The 20,863-nt window shown below is 63.4% G+C and carries 19 protein-coding genes and 1 riboswitch; of the genes, 10 read left to right on the top strand and 9 right to left on the bottom strand.

Annotated elements, in window-relative coordinates; all coding sequences use genetic code 11:
• Nucleotides 1–22: 22 nt before the first annotated feature.
• Entirely contained in the window at nucleotides 23–2,083 is a 2,061-nt protein-coding gene (parE, locus tag FJ951_RS20340) for a DNA topoisomerase IV subunit B (RefSeq protein ID WP_140517037.1), read from the bottom strand.
• Between the two features lie 235 nt (nucleotides 2,084–2,318).
• On the opposite strand from parE, the gene cpaB reads away from it, so the two are divergent.
• From cpaB to FJ951_RS20290, 10 genes are all read left to right on the top strand, one after another.
• Entirely contained in the window at nucleotides 2,319–3,245 is a 927-nt protein-coding gene (gene cpaB, locus FJ951_RS20335) for a Flp pilus assembly protein CpaB (protein WP_246671759.1), read from the top strand.
• Between the two features lie 116 nt (nucleotides 3,246–3,361).
• Entirely contained in the window at nucleotides 3,362–4,747 is a 1,386-nt protein-coding gene (locus FJ951_RS20330; RefSeq protein WP_181167416.1) for a type II and III secretion system protein family protein, read from the top strand.
• A gap of 4 nt (nucleotides 4,748–4,751) precedes the next feature.
• On the top strand, nucleotides 4,752–5,021 hold the full coding sequence (locus tag FJ951_RS20325) for a hypothetical protein (RefSeq protein ID WP_140517033.1): 270 nt from the start codon (nucleotides 4,752–4,754) through the stop codon (nucleotides 5,019–5,021).
• 24 nt (nucleotides 5,022–5,045) lie between these two features.
• The gene (locus FJ951_RS20320; RefSeq protein ID WP_140517031.1) at nucleotides 5,046–6,260 is read left to right on the top strand and encodes a response regulator; all 1,215 of its coding nucleotides are present in this window, start codon (nucleotides 5,046–5,048) and stop codon (nucleotides 6,258–6,260) included.
• The gene (locus FJ951_RS20315; protein ID WP_140517029.1) at nucleotides 6,257–7,678 is read left to right on the top strand and encodes a CpaF family protein; all 1,422 of its coding nucleotides are present in this window, start codon (nucleotides 6,257–6,259) and stop codon (nucleotides 7,676–7,678) included. Before FJ951_RS20320 ends, FJ951_RS20315 begins: the two co-directional genes overlap by 4 nt.
• 4 nt (nucleotides 7,679–7,682) lie before the next feature.
• Complete coding sequence (locus FJ951_RS20310) at nucleotides 7,683–8,648, top strand: type II secretion system F family protein (RefSeq protein ID WP_140517027.1); 966 nt, start codon at nucleotides 7,683–7,685, stop codon at nucleotides 8,646–8,648.
• Nucleotide 8,649: 1 nt separating this feature from the next.
• Complete coding sequence (locus FJ951_RS20305; RefSeq protein ID WP_140517025.1) at nucleotides 8,650–9,612, top strand: type II secretion system F family protein; 963 nt, start codon at nucleotides 8,650–8,652, stop codon at nucleotides 9,610–9,612.
• Between the two features lie 60 nt (nucleotides 9,613–9,672).
• The gene (locus tag FJ951_RS20300; RefSeq protein ID WP_181172261.1) at nucleotides 9,673–10,500 is read left to right on the top strand and encodes a hypothetical protein; all 828 of its coding nucleotides are present in this window, start codon (nucleotides 9,673–9,675) and stop codon (nucleotides 10,498–10,500) included.
• A 163-nt stretch (nucleotides 10,501–10,663) separates the two neighbouring features.
• A complete protein-coding gene (locus FJ951_RS20295; RefSeq protein ID WP_140517023.1) occupies nucleotides 10,664–11,134 on the top strand; it encodes a tetratricopeptide repeat protein in 471 nt (156 codons plus the stop codon).
• A 175-nt stretch (nucleotides 11,135–11,309) separates the two neighbouring features.
• The gene (locus FJ951_RS20290; RefSeq protein ID WP_140495851.1) at nucleotides 11,310–12,485 is read left to right on the top strand and encodes a diguanylate cyclase; all 1,176 of its coding nucleotides are present in this window, start codon (nucleotides 11,310–11,312) and stop codon (nucleotides 12,483–12,485) included.
• A 9-nt stretch (nucleotides 12,486–12,494) separates the two neighbouring features.
• Here FJ951_RS20290 and gcvP read toward each other — a convergent pair whose 3' ends face one another.
• The 8 genes from gcvP to gfa form a co-directional block, all read right to left on the bottom strand.
• A complete protein-coding gene (gcvP, locus tag FJ951_RS20285) occupies nucleotides 12,495–15,305 on the bottom strand; it encodes an aminomethyl-transferring glycine dehydrogenase (protein WP_140517021.1) in 2,811 nt (936 codons plus the stop codon).
• Between the two features lie 17 nt (nucleotides 15,306–15,322).
• Nucleotides 15,323–15,691, bottom strand: a complete 369-nt coding sequence (gene gcvH / locus FJ951_RS20280) for a glycine cleavage system protein GcvH (RefSeq protein ID WP_140495853.1) — start codon at nucleotides 15,689–15,691, stop codon at nucleotides 15,323–15,325.
• A 7-nt stretch (nucleotides 15,692–15,698) separates the two neighbouring features.
• Nucleotides 15,699–16,796, bottom strand: a complete 1,098-nt coding sequence (gcvT, locus tag FJ951_RS20275) for a glycine cleavage system aminomethyltransferase GcvT (protein WP_140517019.1) — start codon at nucleotides 16,794–16,796, stop codon at nucleotides 15,699–15,701.
• 148 nt (nucleotides 16,797–16,944) lie between these two features.
• A riboswitch (glycine riboswitch) is annotated at nucleotides 16,945–17,031 on the bottom strand.
• 103 nt (nucleotides 17,032–17,134) lie between these two features.
• A complete protein-coding gene (locus FJ951_RS20270) occupies nucleotides 17,135–17,926 on the bottom strand; it encodes a molybdopterin-binding protein (RefSeq protein ID WP_140517017.1) in 792 nt (263 codons plus the stop codon).
• 1 nt (nucleotide 17,927) lies between these two features.
• Nucleotides 17,928–18,809, bottom strand: coding sequence for a cytochrome b/b6 domain-containing protein (locus FJ951_RS20265; protein ID WP_140517276.1), 882 nt, complete (start codon nucleotides 18,807–18,809; stop codon nucleotides 17,928–17,930).
• A gap of 116 nt (nucleotides 18,810–18,925) precedes the next feature.
• Nucleotides 18,926–19,603: a DUF1345 domain-containing protein gene (locus FJ951_RS20260; protein ID WP_140517015.1), complete on the bottom strand. Its 678-nt coding sequence runs from the start codon at nucleotides 19,601–19,603 to the stop codon at nucleotides 18,926–18,928.
• 25 nt (nucleotides 19,604–19,628) lie between these two features.
• Nucleotides 19,629–20,096, bottom strand: a complete 468-nt coding sequence (locus FJ951_RS20255) for a YaiI/YqxD family protein (protein ID WP_140495857.1) — start codon at nucleotides 20,094–20,096, stop codon at nucleotides 19,629–19,631.
• A gap of 64 nt (nucleotides 20,097–20,160) precedes the next feature.
• Complete coding sequence (gfa, locus tag FJ951_RS20250; RefSeq protein WP_140495858.1) at nucleotides 20,161–20,730, bottom strand: S-(hydroxymethyl)glutathione synthase; 570 nt, start codon at nucleotides 20,728–20,730, stop codon at nucleotides 20,161–20,163.
• Nucleotides 20,731–20,863 lie beyond the last annotated feature (133 nt).

Below are 20,863 nucleotides of genomic sequence, written 5' to 3'. Positions count from 1 at the left end.
GCCTTGATCGACCGGCCTGCGCTCAGATATCCAGCACTTCCGTTTCCGCGAATTCGGCGCGTTCCTGGATGAACCGGAAACGAGCCTCCGGCTTGGTGCCCATCAGCGCATCGATCGCGTCCTTGGTGGCGGCCTCGGCATCGATCACATCGACCCGGAGCAGCGTACGCTTCCTCGGGTCCATTGTGGTCTCCTTGAGCTGCGCGGCCATCATTTCGCCCAGGCCCTTGAAGCGACCGATCTCGACCTTGCCGCGCCCGGTGAACTCGGTGCGCAGCAATTCGTCCTTGTGCGCGTCGTCACGCGCATAAGCGACCTTGCCGCCCTGCCGGATCGAGTAGAGCGGCGGCACCGCCAGATAGAGATGTCCGCCGCGAACCAGGTTCGGCATCTCCTGGTAGAAGAAGGTGATCAGCAGCGAGGCGATGTGAGCGCCGTCGACGTCGGCGTCGGTCATGATGATGACGCGGTCGTAGCGAAGATCCTCGTCGCGGTATTTCGACCGCGTGCCGCAACCAAGCGCCTGGATCAGATCGGAAATCTGCTGGTTGGCGGCCAGCTTGTCGTTGCCGGCGCTGGCGACGTTGAGAATCTTGCCGCGCAGCGGCAGCACCGCCTGGCTGGCGCGGTCGCGCGCCTGCTTGGCAGAGCCGCCGGCCGAATCGCCTTCGACGATGAAGAGTTCGGCGCCGGCGGCCGCATTCTGCGTGCAATCGGCAAGCTTGCCCGGCAGGCGCAGCTTGCGCACCGCACTCTTGCGCGACACTTCCTTTTCCTGGCGGCGTCGTACCCGCTCGTCGGCGCGTGCGATAACCCATTCGAGCAGCTTCGAGGCTTCCTGCGGATTGTCGGCCAGCCAATGGTCGAAAGGGTCGCGAATCGCCGTCTCGACGATGCGGATCGCCTCGATCGTCGCCAGCCTGTCCTTGGTCTGGCCGACGAATTCAGGCTCGCGGATGAACACCGACAGCATGCCCGCCGCCGAGATCATGACATCCTCCGACGTGACGATCGAGGCGCGCTTGTTGCCGACGAGGTCGGCATAGGCGCGCAGGCCGCGCGTCAAGACGTTGCGGAAGCCGGCCTCGTGGGTGCCACCTTCGCCGGTCGGGATGGTGTTGCAGTAGGAGTTGATGAAGCCGTCGCCGCCGAACCAGGTCACTGCCCATTCCAGCGAGCCATGGCCGCCTTGCCTGTCGCTCTTGCCGGCGAAGATTTCGCGCGTCACCTGGAATTCGTCGCCAAGCGACGCTTTCAGATAGTCCTTGAGGCCGCCGGGAAAATGGAATTCGGCCTTGGCCGGAGTGGTGTCCTTTTCCTTGATCAGGGAGGGATCGCAGGTCCAGCGGATTTCGACGCCGCCGAACAGATAGGCTTTCGAGCGCGTCATGCGGTAGAGCCGCGCCGGTTCGAACGCGGCGCCCTTGCCGAAGATCTGCTCGTCGGGGTGGAAACGGGTCCTGGTGCCGCGCCGGTTGTGAACTTCGCCAAGATGCTCGAGGCCGCTGACCGGAATGCCGCGCGAGAAGCGCTGCCGGTAAAGTTGCCGTCCGCGCGCGACTTCGACTTCGAGATGATCCGACAGTGCGTTGACCACGGAGACGCCGACGCCGTGCAGGCCGCCCGAGGTTTCATAGACCTTGCTATCGAACTTGCCGCCCGAATGCAGTGTCGTCATGATCACTTCGAGCGCCGGCTTCTTGAACTTCGGATGCGGATCGACGGGAATGCCGCGGCCATTGTCGGTGACGGTGAGAAAGCCGTCAGCCGAAAGCTCGACATCGATGAATGTGGCATGGCCGGCAACCGCCTCGTCCATCGAGTTGTCGATAACCTCGGCGAACAGATGGTGCATGGCCTTGTCGTCGGTGCCGCCAATATACATGCCCGGACGGCGCCGCACCGGCTCCAGGCCTTCGAGTACCTCGATATCGGCGGCGCTGTAGCCCTCTGAGCCGTCACGAGACGCCGCCGCCGGACGCTTGGCTGCCGCCTGCACCAGCGGATCGGCCGGACGCGCCGGTGTGCGAACCGGTTGCGGCTGCTTCTCCAGATTGCCGAAAAGATCGTTGTTGTCGTCCATGCCTGCCATAGAGCCCAAGCTGCGAATCACCCGCCGATACTGCCACGCTTTTCAGCGCCAAGCGACGGAGGTTCCTGTTACGTTCGGGGATTAACCCCCTCTTATCCTAAAACCATTCGATAACCAAGCCGGCGGAAATCAGGCGGATAGCCAGCGAGAAGATTCCTGATTCTTTAACAATGCCGCCTAGCGTGAGCCAACATAACAAGAAACGACGGGCATCAGGGGTTTGGGCGTGAGGGGCAAGGCCATAACGATGATCGGCATCGCCGCCGTTTTCGGCGCGATCTCGATCTTTGCCGCGGATTTCTGGGTCAAGCGCCAGGCCAGGGCCGACGCCGAGGAGAAAACCGCATCGATCACCGCTCCGGCCGCACCCAGGGTTGAATTCAAGACAATCGTGGTGGCGAATGCACCGTTGCGGTACGGCATGGATCTCGACCGCGCGAAACTCAACGAAATCCCCTGGCCGCAGGATTCGCTGCCGCAGGGCGCCTTCGCCACCATCGATGGACTGCTCGGGGACGGCAGCCGCGTGGTGCTGTCGCCGATCGAAGTTAATGAACCGGTGCTGCTTACCAAGCTGTCCGGCCCGAATGGCCGCGCCACGCTCTCCAACATGCTGACGACCGGCATGCGGGCCGTCACGATCCGCACCGACGAGATCGCGGGCGTCGGCGGCTTCGTCACGCCGGGCGACCGGGTCGATGTCGTGCTGACGCGCGATGCCGGTGAAATCCAGGAAGTGGCCAAGAATGCGCAAGGCGCCGCCGGCTCGACCATCACCTCCGAGATCGTCGTTGCCGACGCGAAGGTGCTGAGCGTCGGGCAGGGCGCCGACGAGCGCCAAACAACCCCGCAGGTGGCCAATTCCATAACCATCGAGGTGACCACCGAAGGCGCGCAGAAAGTGGCGCTGGCCCGCACTGTCGGCACGCTGTCGCTGTCGCTTCGCTCCGCCAGCGAGGGCGGCGAGGGCAAGGACGGTGTGACCACCATCTCCTCCTTTGGCGGATCGGTGGCGGGCAAGGCGCAGGCCGCAGCCGGCTCGCTGTTCGACGCCATGGCAAAGGAGCCTGAGAAGCCGAAATTCAAGACGGTCATCGTGACGCGTGGAACGACGGCCGAGGAATATCAGGTTCCTGCGCGGGACCAGAAATAGGAATATCAGGTTCCTGAGTGGAACCAGAGCAGGACCGGTGGGGACCGGACGGGACGGGAACAATGTTCAGGCAACTTCAATATCGAATGACAGGCCGGTTGCACGTCGCGCAGGCGATGGCGATGGCGGTGACGATGGCGGCGGCCGGCATCTTCGCCGGCCCGGCCAGGGCGGACAACGACATCGTCTATGTCTCGGCGACCAAGAACGCCTCGATCAAGGTCGCCAAGGGCAAGCCAAAGACGATCATGACGAGCGCGGCCTTCTACCAGATCGTCATCGGCGATCCGGAGATCGCCAACGTCAACCCGCTGACCGACAAATCCTTCTATGTGCTGGGCAACAATCTCGGCACCACTGGCATTGCCCTGTTCGACGAGAACAAGCAGCTCGTCGGCACCGTCGACATCGAAGTGACGCTCGATACCGACCAGTTGGCCGACACGATCCGCGCCAGCGTGCCGGACGCCAAGATCAAGGTCGGCTCCGCCAATGGCCGCGTCGTGCTGTCGGGCGAGGCGGATGACGCGGTCGCCGCCGAAAAGGCAAACAAGATCGCCACCCGCTTCTCCGGCAATGAGGAGGTGATCAATTCGGTCAACATCTCGTCCTCGCAGCAGGTCCAGCTCAATGTTCGCTTCGTTGAGATCAACCGCCAGGCGGGGCAGGATCTCGGCGCCAAATACAGTGCCAATTTCGCTTATGGCATGGGCGGACGCGACGTTACGATTGCTCCCGGCACCATTGAGCCGGCGGGGACCGGCGAGATCATCGGCAAGCTGCTGTCGAACGGCGTTTCCATCGACATCGCCATCAAGGCACTGGAAGAGCGCGGCCTGGCTCGTCGGCTGGCCGAGCCGAACCTGATCGCCCGGTCCGGCGAGACGGCGAGCTTCCTGGCCGGCGGCGAGTTTCCGATCCCGGTTTCCGAAGACAACGGCAAGATTTCCGTCAGCTACAAGAAGTACGGCGTCAGCCTGGATTTCACGCCCACCGTTCTGAAGGACGGGCTGGTCAGCCTCGACATCGCGCCGGAAGTCTCCTCGATCGACGCGTCGGCTTCCTACAATATCGGCAGCATCTCGGTGCCCGGCTTCATCGTGCGCCGCGCCAGGACGTCGGTCGACCTGAAGAACGGCCAGAGCTTCATGATCGCGGGGCTGCTGCAGTCGCAGAACGACATCACCACCTCGCGCATACCGGGCCTCGGCAAGATGCCGGTGCTCGGGGCCCTGTTCTCGTCGAAATCCTACCAGCGGCGCGAGACGGACCTGGTGATCATCGTCACGCCTTACCTTGTCAAGCCGGTGGATCCGTCGAAGAAAATGGCCGAGCCGACCGATGGCACGCAGCCTGCCAGCAATGTCGACTATTTCCTCAACAACACCGAGGAGGTGAGGGCGTCGGACACCAATCGCGCGCTGGCGCTGGCTGACGGCAGCGCCGCGCGTGCCGCTCCCGCCACCAAAGTCGGGCATTTCCTCGACCTGCCGAAGGACTGAAGCCATGCGGATGGTCTTGAGCTCGAGCGTCGCCTTGCTGCTTGCCGGCTTCACCGCCGGCTGCACGAGTGACGACTATGTGCGCAGCGAAGGCGTGACCAGCGGCGCCGGGGAGGCCCAGGCCGCCAACACCGTCATGCAGATGGTCGATCCCTGGAAATACGGCGTCCAGAACACCAGGCTTCTCGTGCCTGCCCAGCGCGGCAGCACGGAACCCGCCACCGCCGAGCAGGCGGCCAGCGCCAAGGCATCGCAAGCCAGCGCCGACAATTGATCCGAGATCACAGGCTGACAATAAATGGCAAACGGCATCAAGATCAGGAAAATCCTGCTCATATCGACGGACAGAACCTTCGCGCAGGACACCCGGACGGCGTTTGCCGCCTCGGAGATCATCCAGCTCTCGACGGTGGACAAGAATATCACCGAACTTCGCGGCGAGGTCCAGGAGGCCGATCTCGGCGCGATCATCGTCGATATGGACGCAGCGAAGCTTGAGGAGATCGATGCGCTGCAACGCGTCATGCGCCGGCTGGAAGGCAAGGCGCCGGTCGTGGTCGTCACCCAGGAGTTCAACGCCGCCGCCGCGCGCATCCTCGTGCAGCTCAAGGTCGCGGATTTCCTGGTCAAGCCGATCACCACGGCCGATCTCGTGCGTTCGGTGGTGCGTGCGCTGCAAGGGCCGGGGCGCGAGGAAAACACCGAGTCGCAGATCTATACCTTCATGCCCGCGGCAGGCGGCGTCGGCACCACGACGCTGGCTTTGCAGACCGCGTTCCAGCTGCATCATTCAGTGACGCGCGGCGCCTCGACCTGCGTGGTGGACCTCAATTTCCAGCAGGGCGCCTGCGCCGAATATCTCGACCTGGAGCCGCGTTTCGACATCACCGAAATCGAGAACCAGCCGGAGCGTCTCGACAGGCAATTGCTCGACGTGATGCTGTCGAAGCATGCCAGCGGACTTTGTGTTCTGGCCGCACCGACGCAGCCGGCGGAGATGCGATCGTTCAAGACCGATGTCGTGGTGCGGATGCTGGACCTCGTCTCGGCCTATTTCGACAATGTCGTCATCGACATGCCGCGCACCTGGTTTCCGTGGACGGAGACGGTGCTGCTCGGCTCCAACAAGCTCTACATCGTCGCCGAAATGACGGTACCGTGCCTGCGCCACACGCAACGCCTGATCCAGGCGGTCTACGAGACCGCCGGCAAGGAAGTGAAGCCGAACGTCATCGTCAACCGTTTCGAGCAGAAGATGTTTGACAGCGGCATCAAGCAGGCGGACGTCCAGGAAATCCTCGGCGAGCATTTCGTCGGCGGCATCGCCAACAATTACCGGCTGGTGCGCGAGGCTGTCGATCGCGGCGTGCCGCTGCACGAGATCGATGCCAATGCCAACGTCGTCAACGACCTCAAGAGGATCATCCTTCCGGAGGAAGTGGCGGCGGCGCCGGGCAAATCGAAATCGCTGTTCGGCTTCGGCAAGAGCCTTTTGAAGAGGAAGGCCGGATGAGCAGCCGCTTTTCCACCTTGCAGAACCGCGATGCGCGTCCCCAGCGCTCCGCCGAGCCGACGGCGGTTGCGCACCACGCGGTCGTCATCCCGACGAGCCGGAAGGTCTTGCCGGCGAAAGCCGAAGCCGTGCCGGGCAAGAGTGCTAACAAGGTGCTCGATGCGCGCGTGCGCATCCACCGGTTGCTGCTCGAGGAGATCAATCTTGTCGCGCTGGAGCGGCTGCCCAGGGACGAGATGCGCCGGCAGGTGCATGATTTCGTGTCGGAAAAGACGCGCGAAGAGCGGATGGCGATCAACACCGTCGAACTCGATGCCCTGGTCGACGACATCGTCGACGAGATGGTCGGGCTCGGCCCGCTCGAGCCGCTGCTCAAGGACCCCGATATCAACGATATCCTGATCAACGGCCATCAGAACTGCTTCGTCGAAAAGAAGGGCAAGCTGCAGCAGGTCCACATCCCGTTCAAGGATGAGGCGCATCTGCTTAGAATCATAAACAAAATCGTTGCCGCGGTCGGCCGCCGCGTCGATGAATCGCAGCCGATGGTCGACGCCCGCATGCTGGACGGCTCGCGTTTCAACGCCGCCATCCGCCCGGTCGCGGTCGACGGGCCGCTGGTGTCGATCCGCAAATTTTCCAAGAACAAGCTCGGCCTGCACCGGCTGGTCGAATTCGGCGCCATCACCCAGAACATGGCCGAAGTGCTTGCTGCGGCAGTACATGCCCGCAAGACGACGATCATTTCGGGCGGCACCGGTACCGGCAAGACGACCATGCTCAACGCGCTGTCGGCCTTCATTCCCGAGGACGAGCGGCTGATCACCATCGAGGATGCGGCGGAGCTTCAGTTGCAGCAGCCGCATGTCGCGCGCATGGAAACCCGGCCGGCCAACATCGAAGGCCATGGCGAGCTCAAGCAGCGCGACCTCGTCAAGAACGCGCTGCGCATGCGGCCTGATCGCGTCATCCTCGGCGAGTGCCGCGGCGAGGAGGCCTTCGACATGCTGCAGGCCATGAACACCGGCCATGAAGGGTCGATGGCCACCATTCACGCCAATACGCCGCGCGATGCCATTTCGCGGCTCGAGCAGATGTTGGGCATGACCGGCATGCCGATGACGGTGCAGTCGATCCGCAGCCAGATCGCCAGCGCCATCGACATCATCGTCCAGTTGACCCGGCTCTCCGACGGCAAGCGCAAGGTGACGAGCGTCGCCGAGGTGACGGGCATGGAAGGCGACGTCATCCAGATGCAGGAGATCTTCCGCTTCGTGCGCACCGGCATGGACGCCGATGGCACGATCCTCGGCCATTTCGAAGCGACCGGGATCCGGCCGCGCTTCCTGGAGGACCTGCGCGCCATGGGCATCGAGTTTCCCGGGCGCTATTTCGAACCCGGCCGGCCGCAGGAGTAACCAGGTGTTGGACGGATTCAGCGCGATCTATGTCGTCTATGCCGGGGCTGCATTGACCGGCATCATGATCGCCGAGGCCGTTTACCTGCTCTATGCCGGCCGCAGCGACAGGCGCACCGCCATCAACCGGCGCATGAAGCTGCAGGAAAACAGGATCAGTCAGGAACAGGTGCTGATCCAATTGCGTAAGGAGCGTGGTCTCGATGCGGGCACGTCGCTGTTCTCGCCTGACCGTTTTCGCGCCCTGCGCGCCCAGTCGGGCATGATCATGCCGCTGTCGAAGTTCCTGATAATCACTTCGGGGATGGCGCTGGCTGCGGCCCTTGCCGCCATCTGGTATGGCTTGCCGCTGCTGATGGGCGCCATTCTGTTTGTCGTCGTGTTGCCGGTGCTGCCGGTGATGGCGATGCGCTCCATGCGCAAGCGCAGGCTGAAGCGGTTCGGCATGCAGTTGCCGGAAGCGCTGGAACTGATTACGCGCGGCCTCAAGGCCGGCCATCCGGTACCGGTGGCCATCGCCATGGTGTCGCGCGAAATGCCCGACCCGATCGGCACCGAGTTCGGCGTGATTGCCGATGAGGTGACCTTTGGTTCGGATCTGGTTTCGGCGCTGAATTCGCTGTTCGACAGGGTCGGCCATGAGGATCTGCCGCTGTTCGTCACCGCCGTGTCGATCCAGACGAGTTCTGGCGGCAATCTGCGCGAAATCCTCGACGGACTGTCGACGACGATCCGCGAACGCGGCAAGCTGCGCCGCAAGGTGCGCGCCATTTCAACCGAAGGCCGTCTGTCGGCCTATATCCTGACGGCCGTGCCGGCGCTGCTGTTCACGACCATCATGGCATTCATGCCTGGGTATTACAGCGACGTCTGGGGCGTGCCTAAGACGTGGTACATGGTTGGTGGCTCGGTCACCTGGCTGATGCTGGGCAATCTGATCATGTTCAAAATGTCGAACTTCAAATTCTGACATGCAGAAGGTCGTCGAATTCCTCGCCTCGCTCGCGCCGACCTCGCTGATGCCGGTGGCTGTCCTGCTGCTGGCCGTGGGCGCTGCCGCTTTTGCCTGGCCGATGGTGGTGGCAAAGGGCGATCGCAACGAAGTCAGGCGCAGACTCAAGGTCGACGAGGGTCCAGTGGCCGCCAGGCCGGAACCGGCCCAGAAGAAGAATACCGGTGTCGTTCGCGAGAAGGCGGTGAAGAAGGCGCAGGAGTTCTACGCCAAGAGCGATCCGGAAAATGTCGCCCGCCTGCGCTTGAAACTCATCCAGGCGGGCTACATGGAGCCGCGCGCCGTCGGCATGTTCTTCCTCATCCGTTTCACGGCGATGGTGGGCATCGCGCTCGCCGTCTTCGTGCTCAACCGCTGGATGGCCAGTCCCGACGCCACGGTGACCAGCCGCTGGGCCTTCGTCGTGTTGTCGGGCGTGGCCGGCTATTTCCTGCCAGGGCTGGTGCTGACCCAGAAGATACGGGAAAAGATGCGCGAATACCGCAACGGCTTCCCCGATTTCATGGACCTGATGATCGTCTGTTCGGATGCCGGCATGAGCATGGAAGCGGGCGTCGAGCGCGTCTCGAAGGAACTCGCAAAGACCTACCCGTCGCTCAGCCGGAACCTGCAGCTCGTGTCGCTGGAGTTGCGGGCCGGGCGCGGCCTCGACGATGCACTGAAGGCGCTCGCCGATCGCCTGAGCCTGGACGAGGTGCGCTCCTTCGCCACGCTGCTGCAACAGTCCAAGGAGCTTGGCACCAGCCTGTCGGGGGCGCTGCGCGTCTTTTCCGACGAAATGCGCCACAAGCGCATGTCGCTGGCCGAGGAAAAAGCGCATGCCTTGCCGGCCAAGATGTCGGTGCCGGTCGTGGTTTGCATCCTGCCGGTGGTGCTGATGATCGCGGTCATTCCGATCATCGTCAAAATGACCGGCCACTAGGATTTGCTGATACTCAGTGAAGCCGGCGATCTGCAAAGTCCGCAAATGAATGAGAAGTCCATGCGAATGCTGTTGCGCGCTCTTGTCCTCGGCCTTGCCGCGGCCAGTCTGTCGCCCGTCTGGGCTGCAGCCGATTGCGGCGATACCGCTGCCCTGGTGCAGCAGGCCTATCCCAACGCCCGCAAAAGCGCTGACGGTGCCTCGTTCACGCTCGAACCCTACACCAGCATCGCCCTGACGTCTGCATTTGGCGACCCGCCGGGGCTGGTCTGCAAGATATGGCCCGCCCATGACGACCTGCTGTTGGTCGCGGTGCCGCTGATGGACAGTTCGCAACCCAGCGACTACGCGCATGCCGGCGATATCGAGCTTCTGGTCATCGACAGGAAGAGCCGGCAGGTGCGCCAGCGTCTGCTGCAGCCCGGGCTGATGAATGATGATGCCATCGCCATCCGCAAAGTCGAACTCGATACCGGCCGGTATGCGCTGGCGCCCGATGTCTCCGCCTTCGGCCTGCGCATCGAAATGGCGAACAATTCGCTGCCTAACCCTTTCAGTGAAACCGACCTGCGGCTCTATGCCGAGGACGGCGATGCCCTGCGGATGGTTCTCGATGGCCTGGTCGTGGCCGGCAATGGCGGCGAGGGCGATACCAATTGCGCCGGATTCTTCCATACCAGTCAGGTGAGCCTGGCGATGAGCCCGGCCAAACATCATGGCTATCACGACATCACGGTGGTCGAACGGATGGACACCGACAATCCGTTGCCCGACAGCAATGGCGAGTGCCAGTCCCATCCCGGCAAGCCCGTGAGCCAAACCTACCGGCTGCGCTATGACGGCAGCCGGTATACGGTTCCGGCGGGGCTCAAGGCCCTGGAACCGTGAGAACGCCGCTGGGCCATGGTTGAGGCGTTGCGGCCTGGTGGTTAATAGCTGGTGTACCCAAGGCCTAATTTTGGCGGCGTTTCGGCACCTAAGTTTAATTGCTCTGGAATAGTGTGTTTCCTGAAGAACGACCCGGCAAAAAACCGGGCGATGGGGCAGGGGCATGCGTCACAGCAATTTAACGGCAATGGCCGCGATGGCGGCCGTCTTGATGATGTCTGGTTGTACGACGAGTGGCGTCGACACCACCAAAACCACCGCCATTCAACCGGCCGCGAAGGACGTCAGCACATCCGATCTGGCGGAAGGCAAGGCGCAATTTCGCGACGCGAATTACGGTCTTGCCGAACAGCATTTCCGCAAGGCCGTCGAGTTGAAGGCCGACAATCCGGAAGCCTGGATGGGCCTCGCCGCTTCCTATGACGAACTCGGCCGCTTCGACTTCGCCGATCGTGCCTACGATCAGTTGCTCAAGGTCGCCGGGCGCAAGCCGCAGATCGTCAACAATATGGGCTATTCGCAATTGCTGCGCGGCAACAGGAAAAAGGCAAGGGCGCTGCTGCTCGAAGCCAAGGCCGGCATGGCCGACCCCACGGTCGTCGATGCCAATCTTGCCCTCCTGAACAAGGGCTGACGGCTGTCTGGTGGCCACGATTGTCGCGAGGACGATTTTGGGACACTCGGCGTCGACGCTTTGTAAACTCTATCCGAAGGTCTCAGCCGGAAGATCAGTTGAAAATCATGTCTGATGGCTGTCGTTGACCTAGAATGCAGCGGTAAGGCCGACGCTCAGGGAACCCCCGCCCAATATGCTGGATTTCAGTTCGCTCCTGCTCGCAGCCGCGCTGTCGGGCATCTGCCTCAGCATCACCATGTTCGCGATCTGGTTCGCCGCGCCCCGGGCCAGCTTCGTGCTGACGGTGGGGTGCGGCATTCTCGTGCTCGTTGTGCATGTCATCCTGTTCTGGCGATACACGAAGGAGCCTGATCCGCTGCTTTGCCAGGTCGCGCTTGCATTGCTCAGCCTCGGTTTCCTGGTCATCTGCCTCTCGGCCATGCAGTATCTCGGCGTGCCGGATTACCGGCGTGCCATTTTGCCGACATTGGCCGCCATGACGATCTGCGCGGCGGTGACTTCCCTCGGTCTCGACGGGGTAGGCTTCATCGTTACCTATGTAACGGTGACTGTGCTGCTCTCGGCGATCGGAACCATGTTCTGGCTCAACGGCAGTCATGATCGCAAAATCCTGCTGGTGGTTTCGTTCCTAGGCGGCACCTGTGCGGTGTCGTTTGCACTTTGCGCGGTCGTCCTGGTGGCCAAGGGGCAATGGACGCTCGGGGCAGCCCCCGATAACTGGGCCGAACGCCTGAATTCGGTCGTGGCCGTGGCCTGCATGACCGGTCTCGGCGCATTGACGCTTTCCCTGCATCACCTGCAGGCGCAGATCGAGCTGAAGGCCGAGACGATGACCGATCCGTTGACCGGGCTGATGAACCGCCGGGGATTGATGTCGCTCCATGGCGAACGGGCCTTCGGTCCGTTCATGGCTGTCGTCATGTTCGACCTCGATCATTTCAAGAAGACGAACGACATCTATGGTCACCCGGTGGGGGATCAGGTTCTGTGCCGCTTCGCCGCAGTCATCAGAAAATATGCCAGAACGGGCGTCGACGCCTTTCGTCTCGGCGGCGAGGAATTCGCGATCGTCATGTCCCGGGTGACCGAAGAGAGGGCTTACGAGCTCGCAAGCAAGATCGGCGTCGCCTTCGGCACCGAGATCGTTGCGACCTCCCACGGTCCCTTGCGCAGCACTGTCAGCGGAGGCATCGGCTTTGGCGGCGCCAACGGCAACAGCCTCGGCGAGGTGCTGGCCGAGGCGGACGCAGCGCTCTATGCCGCCAAGCGCGCGGGCCGCAATTGCGTCGTCAGCCACAAAAGGATGGGCAAGGCCGAGCCGATCAAGCCGGCCTTGCGCTCAGCATAGTTTGCGAGACTATTCGGCCGCGCCCAAATAGTCCGACAGCGGCGGGCATGAACAGACCAGGTTGCGGTCGCCGGCGACATTGTCGATGCGCGATACCGGCGGCCAGTATTTCGCCGCCATGTCGGCGTCTCCGGCGGGGTAGGCCGCTTCCAGGCGCGAATAGGGATGGCTCCACTGGCCGGCCAGCGCCTCCGCGGCGGTGTGCGGCGCATTGACCAGCGGATTGTCAGCCAGGGGCCACTCGCCCCTCGCAACCTTGGCCGCTTCGCCCGCGATGGCGATCATCGCCTCGCAGAAGCGGTCGAGCTCGCGCTTGGGCTCGGATTCGGTCGGCTCCACCATCAGCGTGCCGGCGACCGGGAACGACATGGTCGGCGCATGGAAACCGTAGTCGATCAACCGTTTGGCGATGTCCTCGACACTGATGCCGGCGCTCTCCTTGAGCACGCGGGTGTCGAGGATGCACTCATGGGCAACGCGGTCGCTCCTGCCCCTGTAAAGGAGCGGGAAGTGTGGGGCGAGCCGCGTCGCGACGTAGTTGGCCGAAACGATCGCCGTCTCGGTCGCCTGCTTCAGGCCGGAAGCGCCCATCATGCGGATGTACATCCAGGTGATGGGCAGGATGGAGGCACTCCCGAAAGGTGCGGCGGCCACGGCATGCGCGGAGCCTTCGGTGACATGGCCCGGCAGATAGGGCTTCAGATGCGCCCTGACGCCGATCGGGCCGACACCCGGGCCGCCGCCGCCATGGGGGATGCAGAAGGTCTTGTGCAGGTTCATGTGGCAGACGTCGGCGCCGATGTCGCCCGGGCGGGCGAGGCCGACCAGGGCGTTGAGGTTGGCGCCGTCGAAATAGACCTGGCCGCCATGCTCATGGATGAGGGCGCAGAGATGTCGCGCGCCCTCTTCATAGACGCCATGCGTCGAGGGATAGGTGAACATCAGCGCCGCGAGATTCCTGGAATGCTCGTTGGCCTTGGCCCTCATGTCGTCCATGTCGATATTGCCGTCCTCCAGGCAGCGAACGACGACCACGCTCATGCCGGCCATCGCCGCGCTCGCCGGATTGGTGCCGTGCGCGGAGGACGGGATCAGACAGACCGTGCGATGGCCCTCGCCGCGCGAGCGGTGATAGGCGCGGATGGCCAGCAATCCGGCATATTCGCCCTGGCTGCCGGCGTTGGGCTGGAGGCTTACCGCATCGAAGCCGGTAATCTCCGAAAGCCAGCCTTCCAGATCGTCGATCATGGCGCGGTAGCCTGCCGAGTGCGCGGCCGGCGCGAAGGGATGCATGTTGGCGATTTCAGGCCAACTCACAGGCACCATCTCGGCCGCGGCATTGAGCTTCATGGTGCAGGACCCCAGCGGGATCATCGCGCGGTCGAGGGCCAGGTCCTTGTCGGCCAGCCGGCGCAGGAAGCGCATCATCTCGGTTTCCGACTTGTTCTCGTGGAAGACGGGTTGGGTAAGAAACTCCTTGCCGCGCGGCTTGCCGGGCATGGCGGCGGCGGCCTCCGCGCTCGGGTTGGCCCCAAACAAGGCGGCAATGGCTTCCAGGTCGGCTTCGTCAGAGGTCTCGTCGAAGGCGATGCCGACACGGTCGGCGTCGATGACGCGCAGAAGCCGGCCGCCCTTTTCGGCGGCGGCGGCGATCTGCGCGGTCTTCCCCTTCGTCTCCACCGTCACCGTGTCGAAGCGGCTCGTGCCGATCACCGGCAAGCCTGCCGCCTTGAGCCCGGCTGCCAGGCGGCTGGCCAGCGCGTGGATGCGCCCGGCGATTGCCTGAAGGCCGGCGGGGCCGTGCCAGATCGCGTAGGCTGTCGCCATGTTGGCAAGCAGCGCCTGCGCGGTGCAGATGTTGGACGTCGCCTTGTCGCGGCGGATGTGCTGCTCGCGCGTCTGTAGGGCAAGCCTGTAGCCTGGACGGCCCTTGCTGTCGGTCGACTGGCCGACCAGGCGGCCGGGCATCAGCCGGGTCAATTTGTCGGCAACGGCGCAGTAGGCGGCATGCGGGCCTCCAAAGCCCATCGGCACGCCAAAGCGCTGCATCGGACCGACGGCAATGTCGGCGCCGAGCCTTGCCGGCGTGTCGGTCAGTGTCAGGCCGAGCGGGTCGGCGATGAAGACGACCAGAGCGCCGGCCGCGCGCGCCTTGTCGATGGCCGCCTTGTGATCACCATAGACGCCGAAAGTGTCCGGCCAGGAGACGAGCAGGGCGGCTGTGTTGTCGTCGATCGTCTCGCCGTCGATCTCGATGCCGAGCGGCTCGGCGCGGGTGCGCGCCACATCCAGCGTCTGCGGGTGCGGCGTGCCGGCGAGAGCCACCCTGGTGCGCTTGTCGCGGTGATGGCGCAATGCGATGCCGATCGCTTCGGCGACCGCTGTCGCTTCGTCGAGCAACGAAGCCGATGCCACAGGCAGGCCGGTCAGTTCCGCAACCAACGTCTGGAAATTGAACAGCATTTCCAGGCGGCCCTGGCTGATCTCCGCCTGGTAGGGCGTATAGGCCGTGTACCAGGCCGGGTTCTCGAACAGGTTGCGCTGGATGACCGGCGGCACGTGCACGCCGTGATATCCGGCGCCGATGAAGCTCTTCAGAACCGTATTCCGGGCCATGGTCACCGACAATTCGGCCAGCGCTTCGGCTTCGCTGGCCGGCGCGGGCAGGGACAGCGGCTGGTCGAGGCGGATCGATCTCGGCACGGCCTGGCTGATTAACGTCTCCACTGAGGGCACGCCGATGACGGCCAGCATGGCTCTCACATCGGCAATGCCGGGTCCGATATGGCGGGCCGAGAAGGGGTAGGGTGCTGCGGTCATGTCAATGCGTCCTGATTTCAGCCGATATGGGCTTTGTAGGCGGCCTCATCCATGAGGCTGGCGAGCTGGCTTTCGTCGGCAAGCTTCATTTTCCATAGCCACCCGGCGCCGGTCGCCGCCGAATTGACCAGCGACGGATCGGACGACAGCGTTGCGTTGGCCTCGGTGATCTCGCCGTCGACCGGCGCGTAGACGTCGGAGGCCGCCTTGACGGATTCGACCACGACGGCGGTGTCGCCCTTGGCGAGCTTCTTGCCTGTTTCGGGCAGTTCGACGAAGACGAGGTCGCCCAGCTGCTCCTGCGCGTAGTCGGTGATCCCGACGGTGGCGATGCCGCCCTCGACGCTGAGCCACTCGTGATCGGCGGTGAAATAGGTCTTTGCCATCTGAAAATTATCCTTTGCGGTAGCGATGCGGGAGGAAGGGCAGGGAAGAAACGTCGACGGGAATCTTCGTTCCGCGCACGTCGGCGAAAACCCGAGTTCCGGGTTTCGCCAAGGGCGTCGGGACATAACCCATGGCGACGGGATGGCCGGCAGACGGGCCGAAACCGCCCGAGGTTACGTGGCCGGCGGGATTGCCGTCGGCGTCAAAGAGCGTGGCGCCGGCGCGCACCGGCTGGCGGGCATCCGGCCTCAGGCCGACGCGCTTCTGAGCGGAGCCGCGCTCGACGGCGGTGCGCAGCGCGTCGGCGCCGATAAACGTGCCGTTCGCGCGGATGTCCTTCGGGATGGCCCACATCAGCGCCGCGCTTGCCGGATCGGTTTGCGCGGTGATGTCCTGGCCGTGCAGGCAGAGGCCGGCTTCCAGCCGCAGGCTGTCACGGGCGGCAAGGCCGATCCACAGCACGCGCTCGTCTTCGAGCAGCTTCGCCACGAGACCGCGCGCGTCTGCCTCAGGCAGGCCGATCTCAAACCCGTCCTCGCCGGTGTAGCCGGACCGGCTCATGAACCAGTTCTTTCGCGGTTCGATGCCATGCATGAACAGCAGCGACCCGGTCTCGATACCGGCGCGCGAAAGTGCCGCCCAGGCCTCGGGACCCTGGATGGCGAGGAAGACCCGGTCGAGCGGTTCGACCTTGACATCGAAGCCGGTCGCGAGCTCGCGCAAATGCTTCTCGTCGGCGATCGCGTTGCCGGCATTCGCGACGACCATGAAGTTGGTATCGCCCAGCCGGGTGACGATCAGATCGTCCAGGATCCCCGCGGCCTCGTTCAGGAAAAATGTCAGCTTCGACTGTGAGATTTCGAGCGCGCCCGCATCGAGCGGACAGGCAAGGTTGAGCAGGGGAATCGCGCCCGGCCCGATGACCTTGAACAGTTTCATGTGCGAGATGTCGAACAGGCCCGCATGTTCGCGGGTGTGAAGATGCTCCTTCATGACGCCGGCCGGGTAGGTCAGCGGCATCGACCAGCCGGCAAAGGCGCCAAAGCGCGCACCGGCAGCTGCGTGGATGTCTTCGAGAGGAAGGTGTTTGGTGTCGCCCGTCATGTGTTCTCCAGAGTCGCACGCAATCGGTCGCGAATGGCGACCAGTCCGTGCCCCTCTGTCTGAAGCCTGAGAGACTCGCGCCCCGTAACTCTGTCGGCAGCGCTTACACCTTCGGCGCGGGGGCAGGCCCCGACTTTCCAGAGTGTCTTTCCCGTCTACGGTTCTTTTGCCTGAGAGATTTCGGGCGATTTCCCCTTCGGCGACAGCTCTCGCTGCTCTCTCCCGCAAACAGGTAGGGCTCGCAAAAGCCCTCGACTCGTCATCCATAGCCCGTCAACGACGGATTGTCACCTGCATGCGACGTGCAAAATAAAATGGCGGCATCGTGCCGATTGCGATCAGATCCCGCCATACCAGTCGTAGCCATTGTCTTCCCAATAACCGCCCCGTCCGCCTCCTAAGGCGGCGAAGCCGTCGACCAGCTCGATCTTGTAGAGATATTTCGGCATCTTGTAGCCGAGCTGGCGCTCGACCCGGACACGCAGCGGCGCGCCGTTCTCGACCGGCAGCGGCTTGCCGTTGACGCCGTAGGCCAGGATCGTCTGCGGGTGGCGGGCGTCGATGAGGTCGATGCTGCCGTAATATTTGATGTCGCCCGAGAGGCTGCGGTCGATCGTGTCCAGGCAATGGAACATGACGTAGCGCGCCTCGGGTTTGACCACCGCCTGGTCGAGGACCAGCGACAGCGGCGTGCCGGTCCATTTGGCGATACAGCTCCAGCCTTCGACACAATCATGGCGGGTGATCTGCGTTCGGCTCGGCATGTTCATGAGCTGCTCGCGGGTCAGCGACAGCGGCTTTTCGACCAGGCCCGAGACCTCCAGCCGCCAGTCGGCGAAGTTGTTGGCGAGCAGGGTCTTGTAGGTATCGTCGTCGGGTGACGTCACCCCGTTGGGGCGCATCGGCTGACGGATATCGGCTTCAGTGAACTCCGGCGCCAGCGAATCACGGCCCGCGAGCAGACGTTGCGCGCGGTGTGTGAGATCGTTGGCGTTTTCGAGGAAGCTGCGCAGGCCGTCGCCCACGCCGAGCTGGCTGTCGAAGGCATCGCAGCCGGAAAGCGTGATGCCGGAAAGGCCAAGGCTGGCCGCGGTCAGGAATTTCCTGCGGTTGATCTCGAATTTTGCCATGTCAGGCGCTCCTTTCGGAGGATTTTGCGTCATGGGCCGGCGGATCGGTCCGATACCATCCGGTGACGATCGAGCGCAGTTCGTTGATCGGGCCGGCGGCGACGATCATCAGAATATGGATGATGAAGAAGGCGACCAGCAGCACCATGACGGTGAAATGGATGGTGCGCGCCGTCTGCCGGCCGCCGAGCAGGTCGTTGAGGAACGGCAGCACCGAATTCATGCTTGGCGACATTGCGAGCCCCGTGAGGATCATCAGCGGCAACAGCACGAACAGCACGCCGCCATAGGCCATTTTCTGCAGCGTGTTGTATTCGCGCGTGTGGTGGAATTTCAGCCTGGCGTGATTGGCGATATCTTGCGATAGGCGCCTGAGATCGTCCAGGCGAGGGGCGAGGTCACGTCTGATGTGGCCGTTGACCAGGCTGGCGACCAGCCACACAAGCAGCGTCGTCGTCAGCACCCAGGCGAAGAAGAAATGCACGACGCGTGCCGTGCCGAGGTCGTAGTATGACGGGATCGTCGCCCAGGACGGGAAGGCGCGGGGCGTCTCTTGTCCTGCCGGCCCAGACCAGCCGAGCACGCCGGTCGTGTCGAAGCGGTGTCCGAGGATTTCGGTATAGCCGCGCGGCCCGGCATTCGTGTTCTCGGCGCCGATAGCGAAGACGGTGTTGTTGTAGTCGAAGCCGGACTGCTTGCCGAGATAGAGCTGCGGGCGGGCGTTGAAGATCTGGAGGCCGGAAAGCAGCATGAAGAAGAGCGAGATGGCCCACAGCCAGTGCGTCAGCCGCGTCCAGGCCGATTGCCGGTAGATCAATGTCGTGGCCTTCGTAGCGTCACTGTCCGCGCTGGCGGCGGGTTGGTTCATGGCAACCGATTCCATCTGGTCTCGCTTCCTGGCCGTTCCATCCGGCGCGGCCGCTGTCTGCATCATTCTCCTCCTGATACGTCGCCAGCCAAGCCGATGTTTCATCGATCACGAAAATATCAGATCGAAGCTCAAGGGCCGCCCAGGCTGACGGCGAGATTGACGGCGGCGGCGACGATGACCGTGTTGAAGAAGAACGACAGGATCGAATGAACAAGCACGACGCGGCGCATGTGGGTTGTCGAGATGTTGGTGTCGGCGGTCTGCGCCGTCATGCCGATGACCGTCGAGAAGTACAGAAAATCCCAGCCTTCCGGCCGTTTGTCGCCGGGGAACAGCAAGCCGCCGACCGGGATTTTCTTCTTGGTTCCGGCATCGACCAGGTCGCCGTCCATCCAGTACACATGCGCATAGTGCAATGCCGCCATGGCGTGGATGGTGAACCAGCCGAGGGGAATCGATAGCAGCGCGAAGCCGAGCTCCATCGCGTTCGAACTGCCTTTCTGGTTGATCAACTGGAACAGTGCTGTGATGGCAACGCCAACGACGACCAGCGTCACGGCGAAGATGACCAGCACGGGCTGATCGGCGGCCCGCGCATTCTTGCTGAGATAGATGCCGGTGAATTTGGGCATCTGGGCGACCACCAGCGTGACATAGGCGGCAAAAAAGGCGTTGGCGCCGATCGAATAGGCGAGCGGCGCATGAAGCAGCAGCGCCATCAGAAGCGCAAAGACGCCGACACAAGCCGACACCGCGAACAGCATGTGCCGGTGCATGGGCGTGCTGGAGGGGATTTCGGCGGCCATGATGGTTCCGAATGGCGCTGGGCTTCTACTGCGGTGTGGCGGATTTTAGAGCGCGCCGCAAGATGCGGTCGAGTTCGCCGAGAAACCGTGAGCGGTCTTGCGGTGCGAAGCTCGCATTGTAGCCCTTGCTTTCGCCGGTCTCGCGCAGATGCTGCTTCAAGTCGCGCATTGCCACCGCCATGCCGATCGTTTCCGGCGTGAAGGGACGTCCGGTCGGCCCCAATACATGGGCCCCGAGCGCCACCGTGCGTGCGGCCAGTGGAATGTCCGCGGTCACCACGATGTCGTTGGGTTTTGCGTTTTCGACGATCCAGTCGTCGGCGGCGTCGGCACCCTTGGACACGACGACATTGCGGATCATGGGGTCGCGGGAGGGGCGCAGGCCGCCATTGGAAACATAGGTGACGACGACGCCGTGGCGCTCGGCAACTTTTTCGACTTCGGCTTTGACCGGGCAAGCGTCTGCGTCGACGAGGATGGCGGGTGCGGGCATTGTCTCTCCAAATGAGCATGGGGCCGGCAACCCGTCCGGCCCCATGCCTCAAATCTCATGGTCGTCAGGCCGGAAGCGCTCCCGACCTCTTGGCGGTCCAGGTGGCGATATAGTCCATCAGGCCGGGGTTGAGGCAGTCATAAGGTTCGAGGCCGATCGATTTCAGTTGGCCGCGAATGCTGTCCATGCGGCTCGGGTCGACACCGGATTCGATGATCGAGGAGACAAAGGCGGTAAAGCCCGGCGGCGACCAGCCATCCTCCTCGAAGCGCTCGGGATGGATGAAGGACAGGCCCTTGAACGGATGGTCGCGCTCGACGGGTCCATGCATGTGGACGCCGCAGCCGGTGCAGGCATGGCGCTGGATCAACGCGCTCGGGTCCACCACCTTCAGCTTGTCGCCGTTCTCGGTGACGGTGACGTCGCCGGTGCCGGCTACGGCCACCACCGAGAACACCGCCCCTTCGGGCTTCCAGCATTTGGTGCAGCCGCAGGCGTGGTTGTGGGCGATCTGGCCCTTGACCTTCACCTTGACCGGATTGCTGGTACAGGCGCAGACCAGCGTGCCGCCGATAAAGCTCGCACTCTCCCTGGGCAGACCATTGTCGATTTTCGGATGCAGTTTTTCCGCCATGCTTTTCTCCTCCCATTTTTGACCACAGAGGTCGCGGGCCCGTTGCCCGCGGCGTGGGGCCGCCCTCAGTAAACCACGACACTCCTGATCGACTTGCCCTCATGCATGAGGTCGAAACCCTTGTTGATGTCCT

It is taken from the genome of Mesorhizobium sp. B2-2-3, from assembly GCF_006442405.1.
In the GTDB taxonomy this organism is placed as follows: Bacteria; Pseudomonadota; Alphaproteobacteria; order Rhizobiales; family Rhizobiaceae; genus Mesorhizobium.
This window is presented reverse-complemented; position numbering and strand designations above follow the sequence as displayed.